General features: G+C 65.5%; 14 protein-coding genes, 1 pseudogene and 2 riboswitches. Of the genes and pseudogenes, 11 read left to right on the plus strand and 4 right to left on the minus strand.

Annotated elements, in window-relative coordinates; all coding sequences use genetic code 11:
• Positions 1 to 70: 70 nt before the first annotated feature.
• Positions 71 to 197: riboswitch (guanidine-I (ykkC/yxkD leader) on the minus strand.
• Between the two features lie 84 nt (positions 198 to 281).
• Entirely contained in the window at positions 282 to 650 is a 369-nt protein-coding gene (locus NE850_RS06870; RefSeq protein ID WP_007177318.1) for a MarR family transcriptional regulator, read from the minus strand.
• A gap of 157 nt (positions 651 to 807) precedes the next feature.
• On the opposite strand from NE850_RS06870, the gene NE850_RS06875 reads away from it, so the two are divergent.
• From NE850_RS06875 to NE850_RS06925, 11 genes are all read left to right on the plus strand, one after another.
• The gene (locus tag NE850_RS06875; protein WP_007177317.1) at positions 808 to 1,713 is read left to right on the plus strand and encodes a sugar phosphate isomerase/epimerase; all 906 of its coding nucleotides are present in this window, start codon (positions 808 to 810) and stop codon (positions 1,711 to 1,713) included.
• On the plus strand, positions 1,710 to 2,771 hold the full coding sequence (locus NE850_RS06880) for a 2-oxoglutarate and iron-dependent oxygenase domain-containing protein (RefSeq protein WP_310698559.1): 1,062 nt from the start codon (positions 1,710 to 1,712) through the stop codon (positions 2,769 to 2,771). Before NE850_RS06875 ends, NE850_RS06880 begins: the two co-directional genes overlap by 4 nt.
• A gap of 456 nt (positions 2,772 to 3,227) precedes the next feature.
• Positions 3,228 to 3,360, plus strand: a riboswitch (guanidine-I (ykkC/yxkD leader).
• 57 nt (positions 3,361 to 3,417) lie between these two features.
• Positions 3,418 to 4,173 (plus strand): urea amidolyase associated protein UAAP1, encoded by a 756-nt coding sequence (locus tag NE850_RS06885; protein WP_007177315.1) that lies wholly within the window; start codon positions 3,418 to 3,420, stop codon positions 4,171 to 4,173.
• Between the two features lie 11 nt (positions 4,174 to 4,184).
• Positions 4,185 to 4,841 carry an urea amidolyase associated protein UAAP2 gene (locus tag NE850_RS06890; protein WP_007177314.1) on the plus strand — a complete coding sequence of 219 codons (657 nt, stop codon included), beginning with the start codon at positions 4,185 to 4,187 and terminating at the stop codon, positions 4,839 to 4,841.
• Positions 4,838 to 8,455 (plus strand): urea carboxylase, encoded by a 3,618-nt coding sequence (gene uca / locus NE850_RS06895; protein ID WP_310698560.1) that lies wholly within the window; start codon positions 4,838 to 4,840, stop codon positions 8,453 to 8,455. The genes NE850_RS06890 and uca overlap by 4 nt, the downstream gene beginning before the upstream one ends.
• Positions 8,446 to 9,906, plus strand: a complete 1,461-nt coding sequence (atzF, locus tag NE850_RS06900; protein WP_007177312.1) for an allophanate hydrolase — start codon at positions 8,446 to 8,448, stop codon at positions 9,904 to 9,906. Before uca ends, atzF begins: the two co-directional genes overlap by 10 nt.
• Entirely contained in the window at positions 9,893 to 10,864 is a 972-nt protein-coding gene (locus NE850_RS06905) for an ABC transporter permease (protein ID WP_310698562.1), read from the plus strand. The genes atzF and NE850_RS06905 overlap by 14 nt, the downstream gene beginning before the upstream one ends.
• A 59-nt stretch (positions 10,865 to 10,923) precedes the next feature.
• Positions 10,924 to 11,838 carry an ABC transporter ATP-binding protein gene (locus NE850_RS06910; protein ID WP_007177310.1) on the plus strand — a complete coding sequence of 305 codons (915 nt, stop codon included), beginning with the start codon at positions 10,924 to 10,926 and terminating at the stop codon, positions 11,836 to 11,838.
• A 232-nt stretch (positions 11,839 to 12,070) separates the two neighbouring features.
• Positions 12,071 to 13,276 (plus strand): GNAT family N-acetyltransferase, encoded by a 1,206-nt coding sequence (locus tag NE850_RS06915; RefSeq protein ID WP_007177309.1) that lies wholly within the window; start codon positions 12,071 to 12,073, stop codon positions 13,274 to 13,276.
• Between the two features lie 83 nt (positions 13,277 to 13,359).
• On the plus strand, positions 13,360 to 14,037 hold the full coding sequence (locus NE850_RS06920; protein ID WP_007177308.1) for a heavy metal response regulator transcription factor: 678 nt from the start codon (positions 13,360 to 13,362) through the stop codon (positions 14,035 to 14,037).
• Positions 14,037 to 15,497: a heavy metal sensor histidine kinase gene (locus tag NE850_RS06925; RefSeq protein WP_310698563.1), complete on the plus strand. Its 1,461-nt coding sequence runs from the start codon at positions 14,037 to 14,039 to the stop codon at positions 15,495 to 15,497. Before NE850_RS06920 ends, NE850_RS06925 begins: the two co-directional genes overlap by 1 nt.
• Before the next feature lie 47 nt (positions 15,498 to 15,544).
• On the opposite strand, the gene NE850_RS06930 is transcribed toward NE850_RS06925, so the two are convergent.
• The 3 genes and pseudogenes from NE850_RS06930 to NE850_RS06935 form a co-directional block, all read right to left on the minus strand.
• Entirely contained in the window at positions 15,545 to 17,002 is a 1,458-nt protein-coding gene (locus NE850_RS06930; RefSeq protein ID WP_007177306.1) for an efflux transporter outer membrane subunit, read from the minus strand.
• Positions 17,003 to 17,029: 27 nt separating this feature from the next.
• Complete coding sequence (locus tag NE850_RS39410) at positions 17,030 to 18,289, minus strand: efflux RND transporter periplasmic adaptor subunit (protein WP_007177305.1); 1,260 nt, start codon at positions 18,287 to 18,289, stop codon at positions 17,030 to 17,032.
• A 60-nt stretch (positions 18,290 to 18,349) separates the two neighbouring features.
• Positions 18,350 to 21,556, minus strand: a pseudogene (locus tag NE850_RS06935) (efflux RND transporter permease subunit); the annotation flags it as partial.
• Positions 21,557 to 21,607: the final 51 nt, after the last annotated feature.

Raw genomic sequence — 21,607 nt, forward strand, 5'->3', positions numbered from 1 at the left:
CATGCACGAAACAAACGTGCACGAGACAAACGCCGGCCACGGAGAGGCACGATAGACATTGCTATCGCCAATCTCCCGGGCTTTTGTCCCGCCGTGTAGTGCCGCCAGCCGTTCGTGTCTGCAATCGAACCTGCCGGCGCACCGGGCTGCTCTCGGACCAGACGTTCTCTCGAACCGGAACCCTAGCATCCCTAAGATGCGACGCTGCCGCACCTCTCGGCGAATTATCTAGCGAGAAATATGCCAGTGGATTTCGCGCCAGGGTTTATGCGGACGCGCTGTCAATCCAGCGCCGCGAACCGTTGGTGCACGTAAGCCAGAAACTGCTCGAGCCGCTCCCCGATCGACGCCGCGAGGCTCACCTGCTTGATGCGGCGATCTTCGGCGGAACTCGTCTCCAGCAGCCAGCCGCGGTCGATCAGCTCCTGAACGTAACGCACGGCGGTACGGCGGCTCACGCCCGGCATGAACTCGTAGAGCGCGGTCTTGGCGAAGTAGTCTTCCGGGTCCACCCACATGCGGCAGAACAGATCGCTGTAGTTCAGATCGTTCAGGCCGAGATCGCCGAAATGCGCCGACCATTGCCAGTCCATGTCGAGAATGGCGCGCGCGACGGCCTGACCTTTGGCACGCGCAATTTTCTTCTTCATCGATTCACCACGAGGAGGAGGGCTGCACAGTTTAAGTGCTAATCGAGCCGCAAATCGGGCGTGCCCGGATTTTTGCACGGCCATGCACGGATAGTTTATTGACTCGCGAATTTAATATGTACTATTACATGCAATTTTGCATGTAAATGGAGAGGTGATGAAATTCGAATTGTTCAAGACGTTCTGGGGATTCGATGGCGGTCCGCGCGATGCCGCGCCGCTGGTGCGGGCCGCGGGCTTCGACGGTATCGAAGCGCCGGTGCCGCCCGGCGGCGCGGCGCGCGACGCTTTTGCGGAGGCGATCGCGGACGAAGGCCTCGGCTTCATCGCGGAGATCACGACGGCGGGCAGCTATGTGCCGGAGCGCTCGGCCACGTCGGCCGATCATCTGCGGGATCTGGAGGAGAAGATCGTCTGGGGCAAGCCGCTCGAACCGCGCTTCTTCAATGTGATGGCCGGTTGCGACGCATGGTCTGCCGCGACCCAAGTGGACTTCTTCACCCGCGCGGTGGAAATCGCCGCGAAGCACGACGTGATCTGCAGTTTCGAAACGCACCGCGGGCGTTCGTTCTTCAACCCGTGGATTACGCGGGATGTCGCGCGCGCCGTGCCCTCGCTCAAGCTGACCTGCGACTTCAGCCATTGGGTGTCCGTCTGCGAGCGGCTGCTCGACAGCGAGTGGGACACGATCCTCGAACTTGCGCCGCATGCGCATCATCTGCATGGCCGTGTCGGCTATCCGCAAGGTCCGCAGGTGCCGCACCCGGCAGCGCCGGAGTACGCGGATTGCCTCGCCTCGCATCAGCGGATCTGGGAAGCGCTGTGGACCGCGCAGATCGGGCAGGGCTACACGGTCACGACGATGACGCCGGAGTTCGGCCCTGACGGCTATCTGCACACGCTGCCGTTTACGAATGCGCCGGTGGCCGATCTATGGGAGATCAATACATGGATGGGCCGCGAGGAACGGCGCCATCTGGCCGCGTTTCTTGCCGGGCGCGGCGCGCAGCAAACGCAATCGCATTTCAACCCGCAGGCCGCCCAGGCGTCACTCCTCTCATGAGCTCAACCCATACCGGTTTTCAGCACTTGCCTGTCGTCGATGTCAGCGGCCTCTTCAGCGACGACATAGAGCGCCGCCTCGTTACCGCGCGCGAACTGGATCGCGCTGCACGCGAAGCCGGTTTCTTTTACGTCACCGGCCATCAGGTGTCGCGCGAACAGCAGGGCGCGCTGATCGAGCAGGCCAAACGCTTCTTTGCCGCCGGGCACGACTGGAAGATGCACTATTACATCGGCAACTCGAGCGCGCATCGCGGCTATGTGCCCGAAGGCGAGGAAGTCTTCGCGGGCGGCAAGCGCGACAGGAAGGAAGCGTTCGACACAGGCCGCGAACTGCCCGCCGACGACCCCGACGTGATTGCCGGCACACCGATGCTCGGCCCGAATAGCTGGCCCGAACAACCGGGTTTTCGCGAGGCGGTGGGCGGCTACTATGAAGCGGCGTTCGAACTCGGCCGTGCGTTGTTTCGAGGCTTTTCGCTCGCGCTCGGCCTGCCCGAACAGCACTTCGAACGCTATCTGCGCAAGCCGCCGAGCCAGTTGCGCCTGATCCACTATCCGCTCGATCCGTCAGCCGAAGACCGGCCGGGCATCGGCGCGCATACCGACTACGAGTGCTTCACGATCCTGCTGCCGACCGCGCCAGGTCTCGAAGTCATGAACGGCAAGGGCGAGTGGATCGATGCGCCGCCGGTCGGGAACGCCTTCGTCGTGAACATCGGCGACATGCTGGAAGTGTGGACGGGCGGCACCTATGTCGCGACCTCGCATCGCGTGCGCAAGGTGAGGGAGGAGCGCTACTCGTTCCCGCTCTTTTTCGCCTGCGACTATCACACGGTGGTCGCACCGCTGCCGCAGTTCGCGACGCCCGAGGCGGTGGCGAAATATCCGCCGGTGTCGGCGGGCGACCATCTGTTCGCGCAGACGGCGCAGAGCTTTACCTATCTGAAGGCGCGTCTCGAACGGGGAGAACTCGTGTTGCCCGATGGATCGAAGGCGCTGGCGAGCTTCGGCCAGCAGGCGCGTTATGCAGGCGCGGAGCAGGATGCTGAAGGTTGAGAGAAGACGCGCGCGGAGCCGATAGCGGAGCTTGAATGCGCAGCGTCGCGACGATAGCGCCGCTTTGGGTTACGAGTGGCGCTGCTGCTTCTGCAGTTCGATGAAACGTGCCGACATGAGGGCGTAAAGCGCGCGGCGAATAGCGGCAAGGGTCGGCATGATCGTGTCAGAAAGGGAGTGGACGTGGCGCGTTGATATGCACACACCATGCCATCGCCCGGAGCCATCCCGAGCGTGACACGCACGGCCGTCCAGCCCAATCGTGGTGCCCGGCGCCTCCAACTGGTGCGAATCCACCAACGGCGCTGGTGCGTGAGCGATCCCTCGGCGCGCGGAGCGACGAGGCCGCGTTCATATCCAATCCCTTGCCACGCCGCATTTGCCGCAATTGCGACGAGACACTGGCACACAACTCGCTTAGCTGTACACCGAGAGGTGCGAAGTAATTTGCATCATCTTCAGGATCGCTAGGGTTCCGGTCGGGCGCTTTCATGCGCACGATGCCTGGTCCGAGAGCAATCCGGTCTTGCCGTTCACCTTCTTTCAAGGCGCCGGCGAGGCTCCACGGAGGGATAAAAGCCCGGGAGGTCGCGATGTCGGTCAATCGCCCTCTCACGCTTATTCCCAACCGATACCTGGAGCCTCCATGTCGACGCAAATCCCAGTCGATCTCGCACCGATCCCGCATGTGGCGTGGGAAACGGTGATTCCCGCCGGCACGCACTGGTCCGGCGTGCTGCGCCGTGGCATGGCGTTGCGCGTCGTCGATAGCGAAGGCGGCGCGAATCTGGCCGCCGTGTTCCACCGGCACGACGAACCGCTCGAACGCTACAACATGGCCGATACGCTGAAGGCGCAGCACACCGCGCATCTGACGCGCGGCCACGTGCTCTACTCGGACATGGGTCGCGTGCTGGCTTCGATCACGGCCGATACGCTCGGCTGGCACGATCCGCTCGGCGGGGTCGGCGACGCGGAACTGTTCGCGAGCAAATACGGCGTGGCCCGTTATCAGCAGCATCGCAACGCGATGATCCGCAACGGCCGCGACAGCCTGCTGCTCGAACTGGCGAAGCACGGTCTCGGCGCACGCGATCTCGTCGCCAACATCAACTTCTTCAGCAAACTCGCGATCGGCGAGGACGGCGCGCTCGACTTCGTAGCAGGCCATTCGCCGGCCGGCGCGGCGTTCGACCTGCGCTTCGAAATGGACACGCTTGCCGCGTTCTCCACCGCGCCGCATCCGCTGAACCCTTCATCCGAATACGAACCGAGGCCCGTCAAGCTGATCGCCTACCGCGCGTATGCGGCCGACGCCTGCGTACCGGCCGACGATTTCTGCCGCTCGGCGTGTGCCGAGAATGAGCGCGGCTTCGTCAACACCGACCGTCTGTTCGTTTAAGGAGACCCGCTATGCCTATTATCGAAAGCAAGCTCGAACTCCGTCATGCGGTCTACGACCTGACGCTGCCTTCGGGCGAACCGTGGCTGCATGAAGTCAAGCGCGGACAGGTGTTCCGCATTCTCGACCTGGAAGGCAATCAGGCGGTCGACACGCTGTTCTACAACAGCGCCGATCCGCTCGAACGCTATAGCGCGCAGGACACGATCCGCGCGCAGCGCAATCTCTATCTCTCGGCCGGCAGCGTGCTGATGTCGAACCTCGGCAAGCCGATGCTGACGATCGTCGCCGACACATGCGGCAGGCACGATACGCTCGGCGGCGCGTGCGCGGCCGAAAGCAACACGGTGCGCTATGCACTCGACAAGCGTTACATGCACAACTGCCGCGACAGCTTCCTGCATGCGATCACGCATTGCACCTGCGGCGTGGGCACGCAACTCGGCAAGCGCGACATTGTGAGCAACATCAACTTTTTCATGAACGTGCCGGTCACGCCGCCCGGCAAACTGACTTTCGAGGACGGCATCTCCGCGCCGGGCAAGTACGTCGAAATGCGCGCCGACATGGATGTGACGGTGCTGATTTCGAACTGCCCTCAGTTGAACAATCCGTGCAACGGCTACAACCCGACGCCCGTGCGACTGACGATATGGGATGCGCAATGAGATTCCGCAAAGTCCTGATTGCCAATCGCGGCGAGATTGCCTGCCGCGTGATTCGTACGCTCAGGCGTCTGGGCATTGCGTCGGTCGCGGTGTATTCGGAGGCCGATCGTCACGCCATGCATGTGATGCTCGCCGATGAGGCGGTGTGCATCGGCCAGGCGCTCGCGGCGCAGAGCTATCTGAACAGCGCGGCGATTCTCGATGCCGCGCGCGCTTACGGCGCTGACGCCGTGCATCCCGGCTACGGTTTTCTGTCCGAGAACGCCGCTTTCGCGCAGGCTTGCGACGACGCGGGGATTCGCTTCATCGGCCCGACCCCGGCGCAGATGCGCGAGTTCGGCCTGAAGCATACGGCGCGTGAACTGGCGCAAGCCAACCACGTTGCGCTGCTGCCGGGCACCGGCTTGCTGCCCGACGTGAGCACGGCGTTGCGCGAGGCGGACTCGATCGGCTATCCCGTGATGCTGAAAAGCACCGCGGGCGGCGGCGGTATCGGCATGTCGCTGTGTCGCTACGCGGCGCAACTGGAGAGCGTGTTCGCCTCGGTCGCGCGGCTCGGCGAAGCCAACTTTGCCAACGCCGGCGTCTACCTCGAAAAGTTCGTCGAGAACGCGCGCCATATCGAAGTGCAGATTTTCGGCGACGGCCGCGGCAGCGTGATCGCCCTTGGCGAGCGCGACTGCTCGGTGCAGCGGCGCAACCAGAAGGTGATCGAAGAAACGCCCGCGCCCGGATTGACGCATGCGGAACGCAGCGCGCTGCATGCGAGCGCGGTGCGTCTTGCCCAGGCCGTGAAGTACAAATCCGCAGGCACGGTCGAGTTCGTTTTCGATGCCGACACGCGCCGTTTCTATTTCCTCGAAGTGAACACGCGGCTGCAAGTCGAGCATTGCGTGACGGAAGAGGTCACGGGTATCGATCTGGTGGAGTGGATGATTCGCGAGGCCGAGGGCGAACTCGCGCCGCTCGACACGCTCGCTCCCGTGCCGCATGGTGCAAGCATCCAGGTGCGTCTGTATGCGGAAGACCCGCACAAGCAGTTTCAACCGAGCGCGGGCGTGCTGACGCATGTCGCGTTCGCCGCCGCCGCGCGGGTCGACACCTGGGTCGATGCGGGCACGGAAGTCAGTGCTTTCTACGATCCGTTGCTCGCCAAGCTCATCGTCAAAGGCGAAACGCGCGAGGCCGCGCTCGCGGCACTGCGCGCCGCGCTGGAAGAAACGCAGCTCTACGGCATCGAGACCAATCTCGACTATCTGCGCGCGATTGCCGGCTCGGCGACGTTTGCACGCGGTGAGCAGACCACGGCGTTCCTGTCGCGCTTCATGTTCGCGCCGCACACCATCGACGTGCTCGACGGCGGCGTGCAGACAACCGTGCAGCAGACGCCCGGACGCACCGGCTATTGGGACATCGGCGTGCCGCCGTCGGGTCCGATGGACGATCTGTCGTTCCGCCTCGCCAACGAACTGCTCGGCAATCCCGCCGATGCCGCAGGGCTCGAATGCGCGATGGTCGGCGCCACGTTGCGCTTCAATACCGCGACGCTGTTCGTGCTGGGCGGCGCGCCGCTCGCTGCGACGCTGGACGGTGCGCCGGTTACGCTCTGGCAGGTCACGCGCGCGCCTGCGGGTTCGGTGCTCAAGCTCGGCGGCGTGACGGGCGCCGGCATGCGGGTGTGTCTCGCACTCAAGGGCGGCCTGCAAGTGCCGGATTATCTGGGCAGCAAGGCGACTTTCACGCTCGGCCAGTTCGGCGGCCATGCGGGGCGTGCGCTGCGCAAGGGTGACGTGCTGCATCTCGCGGACGGAGCGGGCCGTGGCGAAGCGGGCGCGCAACTGGACGCGGCACGCGTGCCGGAGATGACGCACGACTGGACGCTCGGCGTGCTCGACGGCCCGCATGGCGCGCCCGATTTCTTCACGGCCGACGACATCGCGATGCTCTACGGCACCCGCTGGACGGTGCACTACAACTCCAGCCGCACGGGGGTGCGCCTGATCGGCCCGAAGCCGCAATGGGCGCGCACGGACGGCGGCGAGGCGGGGCTGCATCCGTCGAATATTCACGACAACGCGTATGCGGTCGGCGCGGTGGATTTCACCGGCGACATGCCCGTGATTCTCGGCCCCGACGGTCCGAGTCTGGGCGGTTTCGTATGTCCGGTCACGGTGGTGGGCGAGGAGTTGTGGAAGCTCGGGCAACTGCGCCCCGGCGATACGGTGCGCTTCGAACGCATGCCGGTCAAAGCGGCGCTCGCCGCGCCGGAGCATGTGGCTCAGGCCGGCGACATTGGCCACGATTGCATCCTCTATCGCGATCCCACGGCAGGCGAGGGCACTGGCGTGGTGTATCGCCGCTCCGGCGACCAGAACGTGCTGATCGAATACGGCCCGCTCGTGCTCGACCTGAACCTGCGCTTTCGCGTGCATGCGTTGATGAACTGGCTCGACGCGCACCGGCTGCCGGGCATCATCGATCTGACGCCCGGCATCCGTTCGTTGCAGGTGCATTTCGACCATCGCATGCTGTCGCACGACACCTTGCTCGCGCATCTCCAGCAAGCCGAGCGCGAACTGCCCGCCGTCGACGAGATGCGCGTGCCGAACCGCATCGTGCATCTGCCGCTCTCCTGGGACGACCCGTCGACGCGAATCGCGATCGAGCGCTACATGCAGTCGGTGCGTCCCGATGCACCGTGGTGTCCGAGCAATATCGAGTTCATTCGCCGCATCAATGGGTTGAATAGCATCGACGACGTGAAGCGCATTGTGTTCGACGCGCGCTACCTCGTCATGGGCCTCGGCGACGTCTATCTCGGCGCACCGGTCGCGACGCCGCTCGATCCGCGCCACCGGCTCGTCACCACCAAATACAACCCGGCGCGCACGTGGACGCCGGAGAACGCGGTGGGCATCGGCGGTGCGTATCTGTGCGTGTATGGGATGGAAGGGCCGGGCGGCTATCAGTTCGTCGGCCGCACCGTGCAGATGTGGAACCGCTATCGCACCACGCGCGAGTTCGAAGCGGGCAAGCCCTGGCTGCTGCGCTTCTTCGACGAAATCCGCTTCTACGAAGTCAGCGAAGCGGAGCTGGCCGAGCTGCGCACGGATTTCATCGCGGGCCGCGCGAGCCTGAAGATCGAGGAGTCCGTGTTCGACCTCGGCGCGTACAACCGCTTCCTGAAAGACGAAGCCGGATCGATTGCCGCGTTCAAAAGCGCGCAGCAAGCCGCCTTCGACGCGGAGCGCGAGCGCTGGAACGCCGCCGGTCATGCCGAATACGTCGGCGAAACTGATGGCGAAACGGATGGCGATGCAGCCGCCGGCACTGCGGCGAACGACGCGCTTTCGGCCGGTCAGCAAGGCATCGTCGCCGACGTGTCGGGCAGCGTGTGGAAGCTGCTCGTGAGCGAAGGCGACCGCGTGAGCGACGGCCAGGCGGTTGCGATCGTCGAGTCGATGAAGATGGAAATATCCGTCACCGTGACTGGCGACGGCGTGATTGAAGCGATCGATTGCGCCCAGGGCGCGGCGGTCGTCGCGGGGCAACGTTTGATGGTGATGCGCGCCGGCATTGCAGCCGACGCCACCGAGGAGGCCACATGCAAATGAAATCACACGACGATCTGTTCCAGTCCATGTCGATCGCCGGACTACAGGCGCGCTACCGCGCCGGCAGCCTGACGCCCGCGCAACTGGTCGACGCGATCGCCGCGCGCACCTCGGGCGACGACCCGCATCATGCGTGGATCCGTCCTTTGAGCCGCGACGAGATGATGCGTTACGTCGACGCACTGGAAGGCCGCGACATGGGCACGTTGCCGCTCTACGGCATACCGTTCGCCATCAAGGACAATATCGACCTCGCCGGTATCCCGACCACGGCCGCGTGCCCTGCCTATGCGTACACGCCTACGGCGAGCGCTCCCGTTGTCGCGCGCCTGATCGCAGCCGGCGCGATTCCGATTGGCAAGACCAACCTCGATCAGTTCGCCACGGGTCTGTCCGGGCAGCGTTCGCCGCACGGCGCGTGCCGCAACGCGCTCGATCCACGTTATGCGTCGGGCGGTTCGAGTTCCGGCTCGGCGGTCTCGGTCGCGCTCGGACTGGCGGCGTTTGCACTGGGCACCGACACCGCAGGCTCGGGACGCGTGCCCGCGGCTTTTCACGGCCTGATCGGGTTGAAGCCGACCAAGGGTTTGTTGAGCACGGTAGGCGTAGTGCCCGCGTGTAAATCGCTCGATTGCGTGTCGATCTTCGCGCGCTCGGCGGACGACGCGCAGCGGGTGTTCGACGCCGCACGCGGCGTGACCGAAGGCGACCCGTATGCGCGTGAATTCCAGCCGCCGCAGGCCGTGACGCAACCCGGTGCGCAACGGTCGCTGCGTGGTGTGCGCTTCGGCGTGCCGCGTGCGAACCAGCTCGAATTTTTCGGCGACACCTCGTACGCGCACGCTTTCGACGCCGCGCTGACGCGCTTGCGTGCAGCCGGTGCTGAACTGATCGAGATCGATTTCGAGCCGTTCCTCGCCACCGCGCGGCTGCTCTACGAAGGACCGTGGGTCGCGGAGCGGCTCGCCGCGATCCGCCAGTTCGTCGATACGCAGCCTGACGCGCTGCATCCGGTGATCCGCGAGATCATCGGCGGGGCGGCGCGCTGGAGCGCGGCCGATGCGTTCGCCGCCTTCGACCGCCTCGCGTTGCTGCGCATGCAGGCCGCCGAAGTCTGGCAGCGCATCGACGCGATCATCACGCCGACCTCGGCGACCACCGCCACCGTCGATGAACTGGAAGCGGACCCGATCCGCGTGAATTCGCGCTTCGGCTACTACACGAACTTCGTGAACCTGCTCGACCTGTCCGCGCTGGCGGTGCCGGCCGGCGTCTGTGCGATCGGCAGACACGCGGGTCTGCCGTTCGGTGTGACGTTCGTCGCGCGTGCGCATGAAGACGTGATGCTGCTCGATCTGGCGCGCGCGTGGCACGGCGAAACGGCCCCCGCCTCACCGTCCGCGGATGGCCCAACCGAAGTCTGCTCCGGAGAATCACATGGCCGTCATTGACAGAACCGAATGGTTCGCGGTGCGCCGCGAACTTTCCGTACGCGGCAAATGGCTGTTGGGCGCGGGCTCGTTCCTGTTGCCGCTCCTCGTGTGGTGTCTGGTCAGCTACGTGCCGTTCATCTGGCATCCGCAGGTGCTGATCGAGAGTCCCGGCAGCGTCGACTATTTCCAGCCGGGCATGCGTGTCGACAAGGACGTATTCGCCGACGAACTCAGCCACGCGCGCGAAGCCCATACGGCGTTGCCGTTGGGCGAGCCGGTCAACCCGGTGTATCTGCCCGCGCCCCATGAAGTGCTGCGCGCGTTCTACACCGCGTTCACCACGCCGCCCGCGTCGCGCGACGGCGCGTGGCTGCATCAAAGCCTGTGGCATAGCATTCAGGTGATTTTCTGGGGCTTCGTGCTGTCGTCCGTGATCGGCGTGCCGATCGGCATTGTGTGCGGCACGTATAGCGCGATTGCGCGTTTGCAGGAGCCGTTCTTCGAGTTCTTCCGCTATTTGCCGGCACCCGCGTTCGGCGCGCTGATGGTGGCGATCCTCGGCATTTACGACGGCCCGAAGATCGCGATCATCGTGATCGGCACGTTGTTCCAGCAGGTGCTGATCGTGGCGAACACCACCCGCAAGCTCGAATACGGCCTGTTCGAAGCCGCGATGACCCTCGGCACGAAGAAGTTCAAGCTCCTCACCCATGTGGTGATTCCCGGCATTCTGCCGGATCTGTATCGCGATCAGCGCATTCTGCTCGGCTGGGCGTGGACCTATCTGATCGTCGCGGAACTGGTCGGCACCAGTTCGGGCATCACCTGGTACATCACGCAGCAGGCGCGCTACGAGCATTTCGAGAACGTCTACGCGGCGATCATGATGATCGGCATCATCGGTCTGGGCACCGATCTCGTGCTGGCCTGGCTCGGCCGCAAGCTGTTTCCATGGGACCGCACGCTCAAGGCGTAGCGCAGGCCTTCGTGACACGGCTTATCGCATGTACTGCACCGCATTCAAGGGATTCCATCATGTTAAATCCGCAACCGATTCCGTCGTACCTGATCCAGTCCGAAGCGGTGCGCGAACGTTTCGACCGCCTGAAGTCGCGTGAGGTGATTCTGGAGGTGCGCGAGCTCGGCAAGCGCTTCGAGACGCCGCAGGGCGAGTGCACCGCGCTCGACGGCATCAGCTTCAAGACGCACCGGCGCGAGTTCGTCTGCGTGATCGGACCGTCGGGCTGCGGCAAGTCCACGCTGATCCGCATTCTCGCCGGACTGGAGCGGCAAACCGGCGGCAGCGTGCTGCTCGACGGCAAACCCGTGCAGGGGCCGGGCGCCGACCGCGGCATGGTGTTTCAGGGCTACACGCTGTTTCCGTGGCTGACGGTCAAGAAGAACGTCATGTTCGGTCTGAAGATGAACGGCCACGCCACCCTCCATGCGGAGCGCGAGGCGCTGCAGTGGCTGGATCTGGTCGGCCTGACGAAGTTCGCCAATGCCTATCCGCATCAATTGTCGGGCGGCATGAAGCAGCGTGTGGCGATTGCCCGCGCGCTCGCGAACCGGCCGCGCATTCTGCTGATGGACGAACCGTTCGGCGCACTCGACGCGCAAACGCGCGCGAAGATGCAGACGCATCTGCTCGATATCTGGCGCAACATCGACGTGACCGTGCTGTTCATCACGCACGATCTGGACGAGGCGATCTTTCTGGCCGACCGTATTCTGGTCCTGAAGGCGAATCCCGGCGAGGTGCAGGAGCTGATCGAAGTGCCGGTGCCCCGACCGCGCGATTACTCGCAGGTCACGTCGCCGGAGTTTCTGGCCACCAGGGCGCGGCTCGAAGCGTTGATCCATCCGCCCACGGAAAGCCACGACGACGAGGACGACGTCGTCAAGCCGCACATGATCCGCATGACCGATGTCGCGGACAACGTCGAGTAGCGTGCAACCCGCGCACCCCCCGGCGGCGCCGTCACGTGCGCCTTCCGGCGCTGCAATACCGGAACCGCCGTCACGCCGCATTGCAGCGTGCGGCGCCGCACACACCTTAAGCATGCGTCGGAGCATGCTCATGTCACCCGCTCCAGTCGGCGCCGGCGGGGTCCGGCGTCCGCGCTTTCCCCACTGACCGGCTCGGGAACAAAAAACACGACACGCTACGGTGTGAGGCGACATGGATGAGACAACCCGGACCACACGGCGCTACGACGTCATCAGCGACGAAGCTGAATTTCGCGCCCTGCAGCCCGAATGGGACGCGCTGTGGTCAAACGCGCAAGGCTATTGCTATCAGTCGTTCGCGTTTTGCTGGCTGGCATGGAAGCACGTGTCGAAGCCGCATGGCCGCAAGCTGAAATGCATTGTGTGCCGCGAAGACGGAAAGCTGGTGATGATCTGGCCGCTCGAAGCGGTCAAACGCTCGCTGTGGACCTATCTCGTGCCGCTCGGCCCGCAGGGCGGCGACTTCACGAGCGTGCTGGTCGAGGCCGGCGAAGCGGCCGCGGCGCGGGTGGCGGGCGCGTGGGACACGGCTCGCCGGCGTTGCGGCGCCGACTTCATCCACCTGCCGTACGTGCGTGAGCGGCTCGAACTGTACACGCTCGTTATGCGGGAACGCAGGATCCTGTTCAGCGAGGCGCACAACGCGTCCGTCGCCAGGTTGCGCGGGCACGGCAGTTGGGACGCGTATTGCCAGACGCTTGGCACTCTGTTCGGCAAGCGGCCCGGCGGCTTCGCGAAGAAGTTGTCGAAAGAAGGCACGGTCGCCGTGCGCACGTTCGATCCGGCGGAAGAAAGCGAAACGGCATCCATCATCGAGTGGATGTTCAAATGTAAACGGGCGTGGAGCGATCGCGTCGGCAAGCGCAGCGTATGGCTCGATCTGCCCGAGTTCGAGCGCTTCCTGGGCAAGCTGATCTATTCGGGCGAAGTGCCCTCGATGGCGCGCCTGATCGTGGTCACACTGGACGAAACGCCGGTGGCCGCGATCATCGCGAGCGTGGGCAATCCGTGGGCGAGCGCGATCTTCGCCGGCTTCGACCCGCACTACGGCAAGTTCTGCCCGGGCCTGATCGCCGTCGAGCAATGCGTGAAATGGGCCTTCGACAGCGGCTACGACCTCGATTTCGGCGTCGGCACCGAAGACTTCAAGGCGTACTGGTCGCGCGGCGAAGCGACCACCGCGTGGACCGTGCAGACCATCAATTCGAACTGGGGCCTCGCGGCGATTCGCGCGCGGCGTTTGACCCGCGAGCTGATCGGCAGGGCGAAGAAGCTGCGGCACGCCGGTGCTGCGGCGCCGCATGCGGGGGAAGATGGAGCGGCGCTGGCGCCCGCCATGCAGGCTTCTTCGGAAACGGGCCGCGCGCATGCGGAGTGAGCGCGCGAACATTACCGGATCGTAATCACGCGCCCGAGTGCTTGACGGTATGATTTCACCGTCAACGCAAAGCGGAGCAACCGATGCGAATCCTGGTAATCGAGGACGAGCTGAAAACAGCGGCCTATCTGAAGAAAGGCCTGGAAGAATCCGGCTACGCGGTCGACGTGGCGAACGACGGCCCGCAAGGGCTGATCCTCGCCCTCGAAGAAGAGTACGACGTGATCGTGCTCGACGTGATGTTGCCCGGCATGGACGGCTGGGGCGTCGTCAAGACCTTGCGCACCACGCGCACCACGCCCGTGCTGTTCCTCACCGCGCGCGACGACGTGGACGACCGCGTGCGCGGCCTCGAACTCGGCGCGGACGATTACCTCGTCAAACCTTTTGCCTTCGTCGAACTGCTGGCCCGCGTGCGCACGCTGGCCCGCCGCGGGCCGCCGCGCGAAAGCGAACTGATCAAGGTGGGCGACCTGGAAATGGACGTGAACCGCCGGCGCGTGAAGCGCGGCGGCACGCGCATCGATCTCACGCCGCGTGAATTCTCGCTGCTGCAACTGCTCGCGCGGCGTCAGGGCGAAGTGCTGAGCCGCACGCAGATCGCGTCGTACGTGTGGGATATGAATTTCGACAGCGACACCAATGTGGTCGAAGTCGCGATCCGCCGCTTGCGCACCAAGATCGACGATAACTTTCCCGTCAAGCTGATTCACACCGTGCGCGGCGTGGGCTATGTGCTCGAACTGAAGGACACGGCCTGATGCGCGGCCGCTCGCTCGCCGCGACGCTCGCGCTGGCGTTCGGCGCCACGACGCTGGCGGTTTTCGTGCTGGTCGGCAGTTTTCTGTATCTCGCGCTCGAAAAGCAGATCAAGGCGCAGGACAATCTCGACATCGTGCTCGCCGCGCGTCATGCACGGCGGCTCGCCGAGGAACTGGACACGGCGCAGGGCATTCGCGACCACAGTGAGCGCTTGACCAGCATCGTGCTGGGCAACGAAGCCATGTCGATGGAAGTGTTCGATCCCGACGGCGCGCGGGCGATCGAACACAACATCGCCGGCGTGCTCGCGGCGCCGGATGCGGCGAGCGGCGCCGCAACGCTGGCGGCGTTGCCGCCGCTCACGCGAGTGGCGGCAACCGAGCGCATTACGGAAGCCGATATCGGCGATTGGACCGGCCGCAACGGCGCGCCGATCCGCGGCATTCTCACCGACGCGCGGCTGCGCGACGGCGACACGGCAAGCGTGCTGGTGGCGCGCAACATGAGCGACCGCTGGCTCCTGCTGGACCGTTACCGCGACAAGCTCAACCTGGCGGGCGTGGCCGGCGTGCTGCTGGCCGTGCTGCTCGGCTACCTGCTGATTCGTGCCGCGCTGCGGCCGTTGCGCGATATCGCGGCGAGCGCGAGCCTCGTCACAGTGAATCGCCTGCATACGCGAATCGCGGTGGCGCGCGTGCCGAGCGAACTCGAAACGCTGGTGGCCGCGCTGAACGCGATGCTCGAGCGCGTCGAGCACGGTTTTCAGCGTCTGTCACGTTTCACCGCCGACCTTGCACACGACATGCGCACGCCGCTCAGCAACATGCGCGGCGCCGCTGAAGTCGCGCTGGCGCGGCCGCGTTCCGTCGACGAATACGAATCGGTGCTCGCGTCGAATCTGGAAGAGTGCGACCGGCTCTCGAAGATGATCGAGAACGTGCTGTTTCTGGCGCGCGCCGAGCATCCGCAGTTCGTCAAGCATATGCGTGCGTTCGATGTGGGGCAGGAGTTGGCGCATATCGCCGACTACTTCGAAGGGATTGCCGAGGACGCGAATGTGCGCGTGCGCGTCAGCGGCGCGGCCGGTCTGACCGCGGATCTCGAACTGTTCCGCCGCGCCGTGAGCAATCTGCTTGCCAACGCCATTCGCTATACGCCGCCGGGCGGCGAGATCGCGCTGGACGCTAGCGAGTCGGCCGACGCAGTGCGCGTGACCGTGGAGAACCAGGGGCAGCCGATTCCGGCCGAGCACATCGAACGGATTTTCGACCGCTTCTACCGGGTCGATCCGTCGCGCAGTGCGCTGCCGTCGGCGGGGTTGTCGCAAGGGTCTTCCGGCTCCACGGGGCTCGGGCTCGCTATCGTGCGCACGATCATGGAACTGCACGGCGGGTCCGTGCACGCGCAGAGCGATGCGCGGAGCACGCGGTTCGTGCTGACGTTCCGGCGCAGCGCGTGAACGCGCGAGGCGAGCCCAGCTTGACCCGAAGTTGACCCAAGTTGTCCCTAAGCCGCACCCGCCGCGCTCCTGCTTCCATTGCCCCACGTCCCGCCCAACGCCTCCAGCAGCAGCACACTCGACTCCAACTGCCGCGCGGCGATCTGATCCGCGATCCGCTGGTTCGAAAGCGCGATCGTCTGCGCCGTGACCACGTCGAGATAGCTGACTGCGCCGGCGTTGAAACGGTTCGTGGTGAGCTGCAACGACAGATCCGCGGCGGTGGTGGCGCGCTGCTGGCTGACGGCTTCGTCGGCGAGGGAGTGCAGCGCGGAGAGGTTGTCTTCGACCTGCTGGAACGCCACCAGCACCGACTGACGATAATCCGCCACGGCGCCGTCGTATTGCGCGGTGGCGCCGTGCAGGCTGGCCTTGCGTTTGCCGCCGTCGAACAGCGTGCCGGCCAGTTGCGGCCCGAGCGACCAGAACAGGCTCGGCGCGCTTAGCCACGGGGCGAAGAACGAGCTTTCGAGCCCGGCGCTCGCGGACAGCACCAGGTCCGGAAAAAACGCCGCATGCGCCACGCCGATCTGCGCGTTCGCCGACGCCACGCGCCGTTCAGCGGCGGCGATATCGGGGCGCCGTTCCAGCAGTTGCGACGGCAAGCCGGGCGGAATCGCGGGCGGCGTCACAGCGGAGCCGTTCGGCGGCAGCGTGAAGCTCGAAGCCGGCTCGCCGATCAACGTGGCGATCGCGTGCTGCATCTGCGAGCGTGTCACGTCGATGTCGGTGTCCTGGGTGCGCGTCGCTTCGAGTTGCGTCGTGGCCTGCGCCACGGCGGAGGCGTCGATCGCGCCGTTTTTCAACTGCTGCTGCAGGAGCTTCAGCGCGGCGGCGTAGGCGCTCACGCTGTCGTCGAGCAGCTTCTTTTGCGTGTCGAGCGAGCGCAGCGAGAAATAGTCGATGGCCAGATCCGCGCTCATCGCGAGGCGCACGCCTTCGAGGTCCGCTTCGCTCGCCTGAGCGTCGGCCTGCGCACCGTTCACACTGTCGCGCACCCGACCGAACAGATCCGGCTCCCAGCTCGCCGCCACGCCCGCGGAATAGTCCGGCACGGTCTTGCCCGCGAGCGACTTTCCTTCGACGTTCTGCGAGGTCCGGTAACGGTCCTGCGCGACACCGGCGGTGATCGTCGGGAAGAAGCCGGCGCGCTGATAGTCCACCATCGAGCGCGCTTGCTGAACCTGCGCGACCGCTTTGCGCACGGTCTGGTTCGATATGTCGATGCGCGCTTCGAGCTGATCGAGCACCGGATCGTTGAAGATCGTCCACCAGGGGCCGCGCGGTGCGGCGTCGCCTGGCGCGGCTTGCGCCCAGCCGGGCGCGGCGCCCGCGTAGTGCGCGGGGATCTCGGCGCTCGGGCGCTGATAGGGCGGCAGGGTCGAGCACGCGCTGAGCAGCGCGCCGATCAGCGTGGCCGCCAGCGCGCGGCGCGGCAGCGGTCGTGAAAGAGACAGGGAGAACATCGGCGGATCCTTTCTGTGATGAGGCGCTCAGCCGTGCATGGCCGGCATGATCTGAACCATCTGGCCGGTGCTCAGCGAATCGCTCGGGTTGTCGATCACGCGGTCGGTGGCGGCGAGTCCCGTCGTGATTTCCACGTGCGTGCCGAAATCGCGGCCGATATGCACGGTCTTCAGCACCGCGCGGCCATTGCTGTCCACCACCGCGACCGTCACGCCGTCCGGCCGGAACAGCAGGGCGCTGACGGGCACGTCGAGCGCCGGCGTGGCCGATTGCAGCTGCAGATGCACCTGCGTGTAAGCGCCGGGCATCAGCGCGCCGTCCTTGTTGTCGACGTCCACCTCGACGCGCAGCGTGCGGCTCGACGGATCGATCGAGCCGGTGCTGCGCGCCACCTTCGCGGGGATGCGGCGGCCCGGATACTGCTGGGCGCTCAGATAGACGCCGGTGGCCGGCGTGACGTAAGGCGCGTCGTTCTGCGGCACGTCGACGAACACTCGCAGCACGCCGTTCTGCTGGATATGGAACAGCTCGCCCGACATGCCCGCGGTGCCGGGCGTGCCGCCCGCCGTCACCAGTGCGCCGACGTCCACGTTGCGTGCGGTGATCACGCCGTCGAACGGCGCGGTGATTTTCTCGTACGAGACCAGTTCGGCCAGATGTGCGACATTGGCCTGCGCCGACGCCAGCATTGCGCGGCGCGCTTCCATGTCGCTGACCTTGGCGTCGGCGTCCTGCTGCGCGACCGACTGGGTCTTCAGCATGTCCTCCCAGCGCTGCGCGGTGGTCTTCGCGTAGTCGAAATTGGCCTGCGCGGTGGCTTCGTCGGCGCGGGCCTGGCGCAGTTGCGCGTCCAGATCGGGCGCTTCGATCGTCGCGAGAACCTGCCCGCTTTTCACCTGCGTGCCGATGTCGGTGTTCCAGTGCGCGAGATAGCCGCTCGTGCGCGCGTAGATCGAGGCTTCGGCGAACGGCATCACGGAGCCGGGCAGCAGCAGTTCATTCACGCTCGGCGCGGGGCGCGGCTTGACCACCGACACGACGAGCATGCTTTGCGCTTGTGTTTGCTCGGTGAGCGCGGCGCTGGCATGAAGGCGCGGCACGATGCCGGCGATCAGCAGCGCCACGGCGAGGCCGCCCAGTGCGAACGGCCACAGACGGCGGCGCGGTTTCGCGTGTGGGTCGGGCTCGGGCGCGGGGTGAGCGGCGCCGGCGTGAGCGGTGTGGGTGGTTTTCACGGCCTTGGGTGGCTGCTCACCAAGCCCCGGCTGAAGTGATGAATCGTTCATGGCATAGGTCTCGTCGAAATCAAAGGGTGCGGGCGGGGACGGCGGATTCGGCTTTTTTTCGCTGCGTGCCGCGCGGCGCTTGTCGAGCCACGCATGCACCATCCCGTAGACGACCGGGACGAACAGCAAGGTCGACATCGTGCCGAGCGCGAGGCCGCCGATCACGGCGCGGCCGAGCGGCGCGTTCTGTTCGCCGCCGTCGCCGAGGCCGAGCGCCATCGGCAGCATGCCGATCAGCATGGCGAGCGCGGTCATCAGCACTGGACGGAAGCGGCTGAAGCCGGCTTCGAGCGCGGCCGCGAGCGGCGGCTGGCCGGCCTGGTGGGCTTCGCGGGCGGTGTTGATGACGAGAATGCTGTTCGCCGTGGCAATGCCGATACACAGAATCGTGCCGGTGAGCGCCGGCACGCTCAGGCGGGTGCCGGTGCTGAACAGCATCCACGCAATCCCCGCGAGCGAACCCGGCAAGCCGCTGATGATGATGAACGGGTCGAGCCACGACTGGAAATTGACGACCATCAGCAGATAGACGAGGCCGATGGCGAACACGAGGCCGCTTGCGAGGCCGCTGAACGAATCGTGCATGGCCTGCACCTGGCCGCGTACCACGATGGACGCGCCCGGCGGCAGTTGCGGCCGGATCTGCTCGACGAGCCGGTTCACGTCCGCCGCCACGCCGCCGAGATCGCGCCCTTGCACCGACGCGAAAATATCGAGCACCGGCTGCACGTTGTAGTGCGAGACCACGGCTTGCTGCGTGCCGCGTGTCAGCGTGCTCAAGGCGCCGAGCAGGTTTTGCGGCGCGGGGCCCGCGCCGCTCGCCGAGAACGAGGCTGCCGCCGCGGGCGACGTCGCGCCGCCTTTCTGCGCGACCGGAATATTGGCGAGCGCTTGCAGTGAGTTGATGTCGTACTGCGGCATCATCGCCATGAGCGGATAGCTCACGCCGTTGTGCGGGTCGAGCCAGAAGTTCGGCGAGGTCTGCGAACTGCCGGACAGCGCGATCAGCAGGTTCTGCGACACGTCGCGTTGCAGCAGGCCGGCCTGAATCGCGCGGGTGCGATCCACGTTGACGTTGATCGCGGGCGCGTCGCCGGGCTGCTGGATGCGCGCGTCGACGAGGCCGCGCACGCCGCGCAGTTGCGCGAGCAGGCGGTTCGCCACCGCGCGGTTGGCGTCGAGCTTGTTGCCGACAATCTGGATGTCGATCGGCGCGGGCAGGCCGAAGTTGAGAATCTGGCTGACGATATCCGCGGGCAGGAAGGCGAACGTCACGCCGGGGAAATCTTTGGTGAGCGTGGTGCGCAGCGTCGCCACGTATTGCGCGGTCGGCTTGTGTTTCGGCGCGAGCGTGATCATCACGTCGGCATCTTCGGGGCCGATCGGATCCGACGAGTCGTAGGTCAGATTGATACCGCTCACCGGCACGCCGATGTTGTCCAGAATCGCCGCGAGCTGCTGCTTCGGAATCACGTCGCGCACACGCGCTTCGACCTGGTCGGTGATGCTCGCGGTGTCCTCGATCCGCGTGCCGGTCGGCGCACGCAGATGCAGGCGGATCTCGCCGGTATCCACGGCCGGGAAGAAGTCGCGCCCCGCAAACGGCACCAGCGCGAGCGAGCCGAGGCAAAGCAGCAGAAAGATCGCGATAAAGCGCCGCGGACTCGCGATCGCCGCGGCGAGCACGCCGCGATAGCGTTCGCGCAGCAATTCGAAACGGTGCTCGAACCCGGCCTGAAAGCGGATCAGCCGCGCAATCGGGCCGTTGCCGGTGACGGGCGCATTGCTGCGCGCGCGCATCAGGTACATGGCGAGCGTCGGCACCAGCGTGCGCGAGAAGAAGTACGACGCGATCATCGCGAACACCACCGCTTCCGCGAGCGGTACGAACAGATAGCGCGCCACGCCTGAGAGCAGGAACATCGGCACGAACACGATACAGATCGACAGGGTCGAGACGAACGTCGGCACGGCGATTTCGCCCGAGCCGTTCAGGATCGCGTCGTATAGCGGCTCGCCGTTCTCCAGATGGTGCGTGATGTTTTCGATTGCGACCGTGGCGTCGTCGACGAGAATCCCCACCGCGAGCGCGAGGCCGCCGAGCGTCATGATGTTGATGGTCTGCCCGAGCGCGGACAGCGCGATCAGCGAGGTCAGCACGGCGAGCGGAATCGACACCGCGATGATCAGCGTGGCGCGCCAGCTGCCGAGAAACAGCAGGATCATCACGGCGGTGAGAGCGGCGGCGATCAAGGCCTCGCGCGCCACGCCCACCACCGCCGACTTCACGAACACGGACTGGTCCGAGAGCGCGGTGATGTGCAGCGCGCTCGGCAGGCCGGCGGCGATATGCGGCAGCATCGACTTGACCTGCTGGATGATGGTGAGCGTCGACGTACTGCCGGATTTTTCGATGGTGAGGAGCGCGGCGCGTTTGCCGTCGCTGCGCACGATGTTGGTCTGCGGCGCATAGCCGTCGCGCACGTGAGCGACGTCGCGCACATAGACCACGCCGCCGGCCACGGTCTTGATCGGCAGATCGTTGAGCGCCGCCACGGTGTCGGTGCTGCCGTTCATCTGCACGTTGTATTCCTTCGTGCCGATCTTCGCCGTGCCGCCCGGCAGGATCAGGTTCTGCGCGTTGACGGCGTTGACCACGTCGAGCGGCGCGAGGCCTTTGGCCTGCAAGGCGCGCGGATCGATATCCACCATGATCTGGCGGACCTTGCCGCCGAACGGCAGCGGCACCGACGCGCCTTGCACCGTTGCCAGTTGCGTGCGGATCTGGCTGTTGCCGAGGTCGTAGAGCTGCTGTTCCGAGAGCGTGTTGCTGGACAGGCCAAGCTGCAGGATCGGCACCGTCGACGCGTTATACGTAATGATGTTCGGCGGCAACGTGCCGGGCGGCAGCACGCGCAGGATCGACGCCGAATTGGACGCCGCTTCGGCAATCGCCCGATTGATATCCGCGCCCGGATGGAAAAAGATCTTCACTACAGAGACGCCGTTCAGCGATTGCGACTCGATATGCTCGATATCGTCGACGTCCGAGGTCAGCGCGCGCTCGTAGTTGGACGTGATGCGATTGGCCATGTCCTGGGCGGAGAAGCCATTATAGGTCCAGACAATGCTGACCACCGGGATATTGATGTTCGGAAAAATATCGGTCGGTGTGCGCAGTATCGCGAGCGGGCCGGCGATAAAAATCAGCACGGCGAGGACCACGAAGGTATAAGGGCGGCGCAGCGCGAGCCTGACGATCCACATGACGGGTTCCTGAAAAGAGGCCGATGGAGGTTCGCGTCGTTGCCATGCGGC

The organism is Paraburkholderia sp. USG1 (genome assembly GCF_031570135.1).
GTDB lineage: Bacteria > Pseudomonadota > Gammaproteobacteria > Burkholderiales > Burkholderiaceae > Paraburkholderia > Paraburkholderia dioscoreae.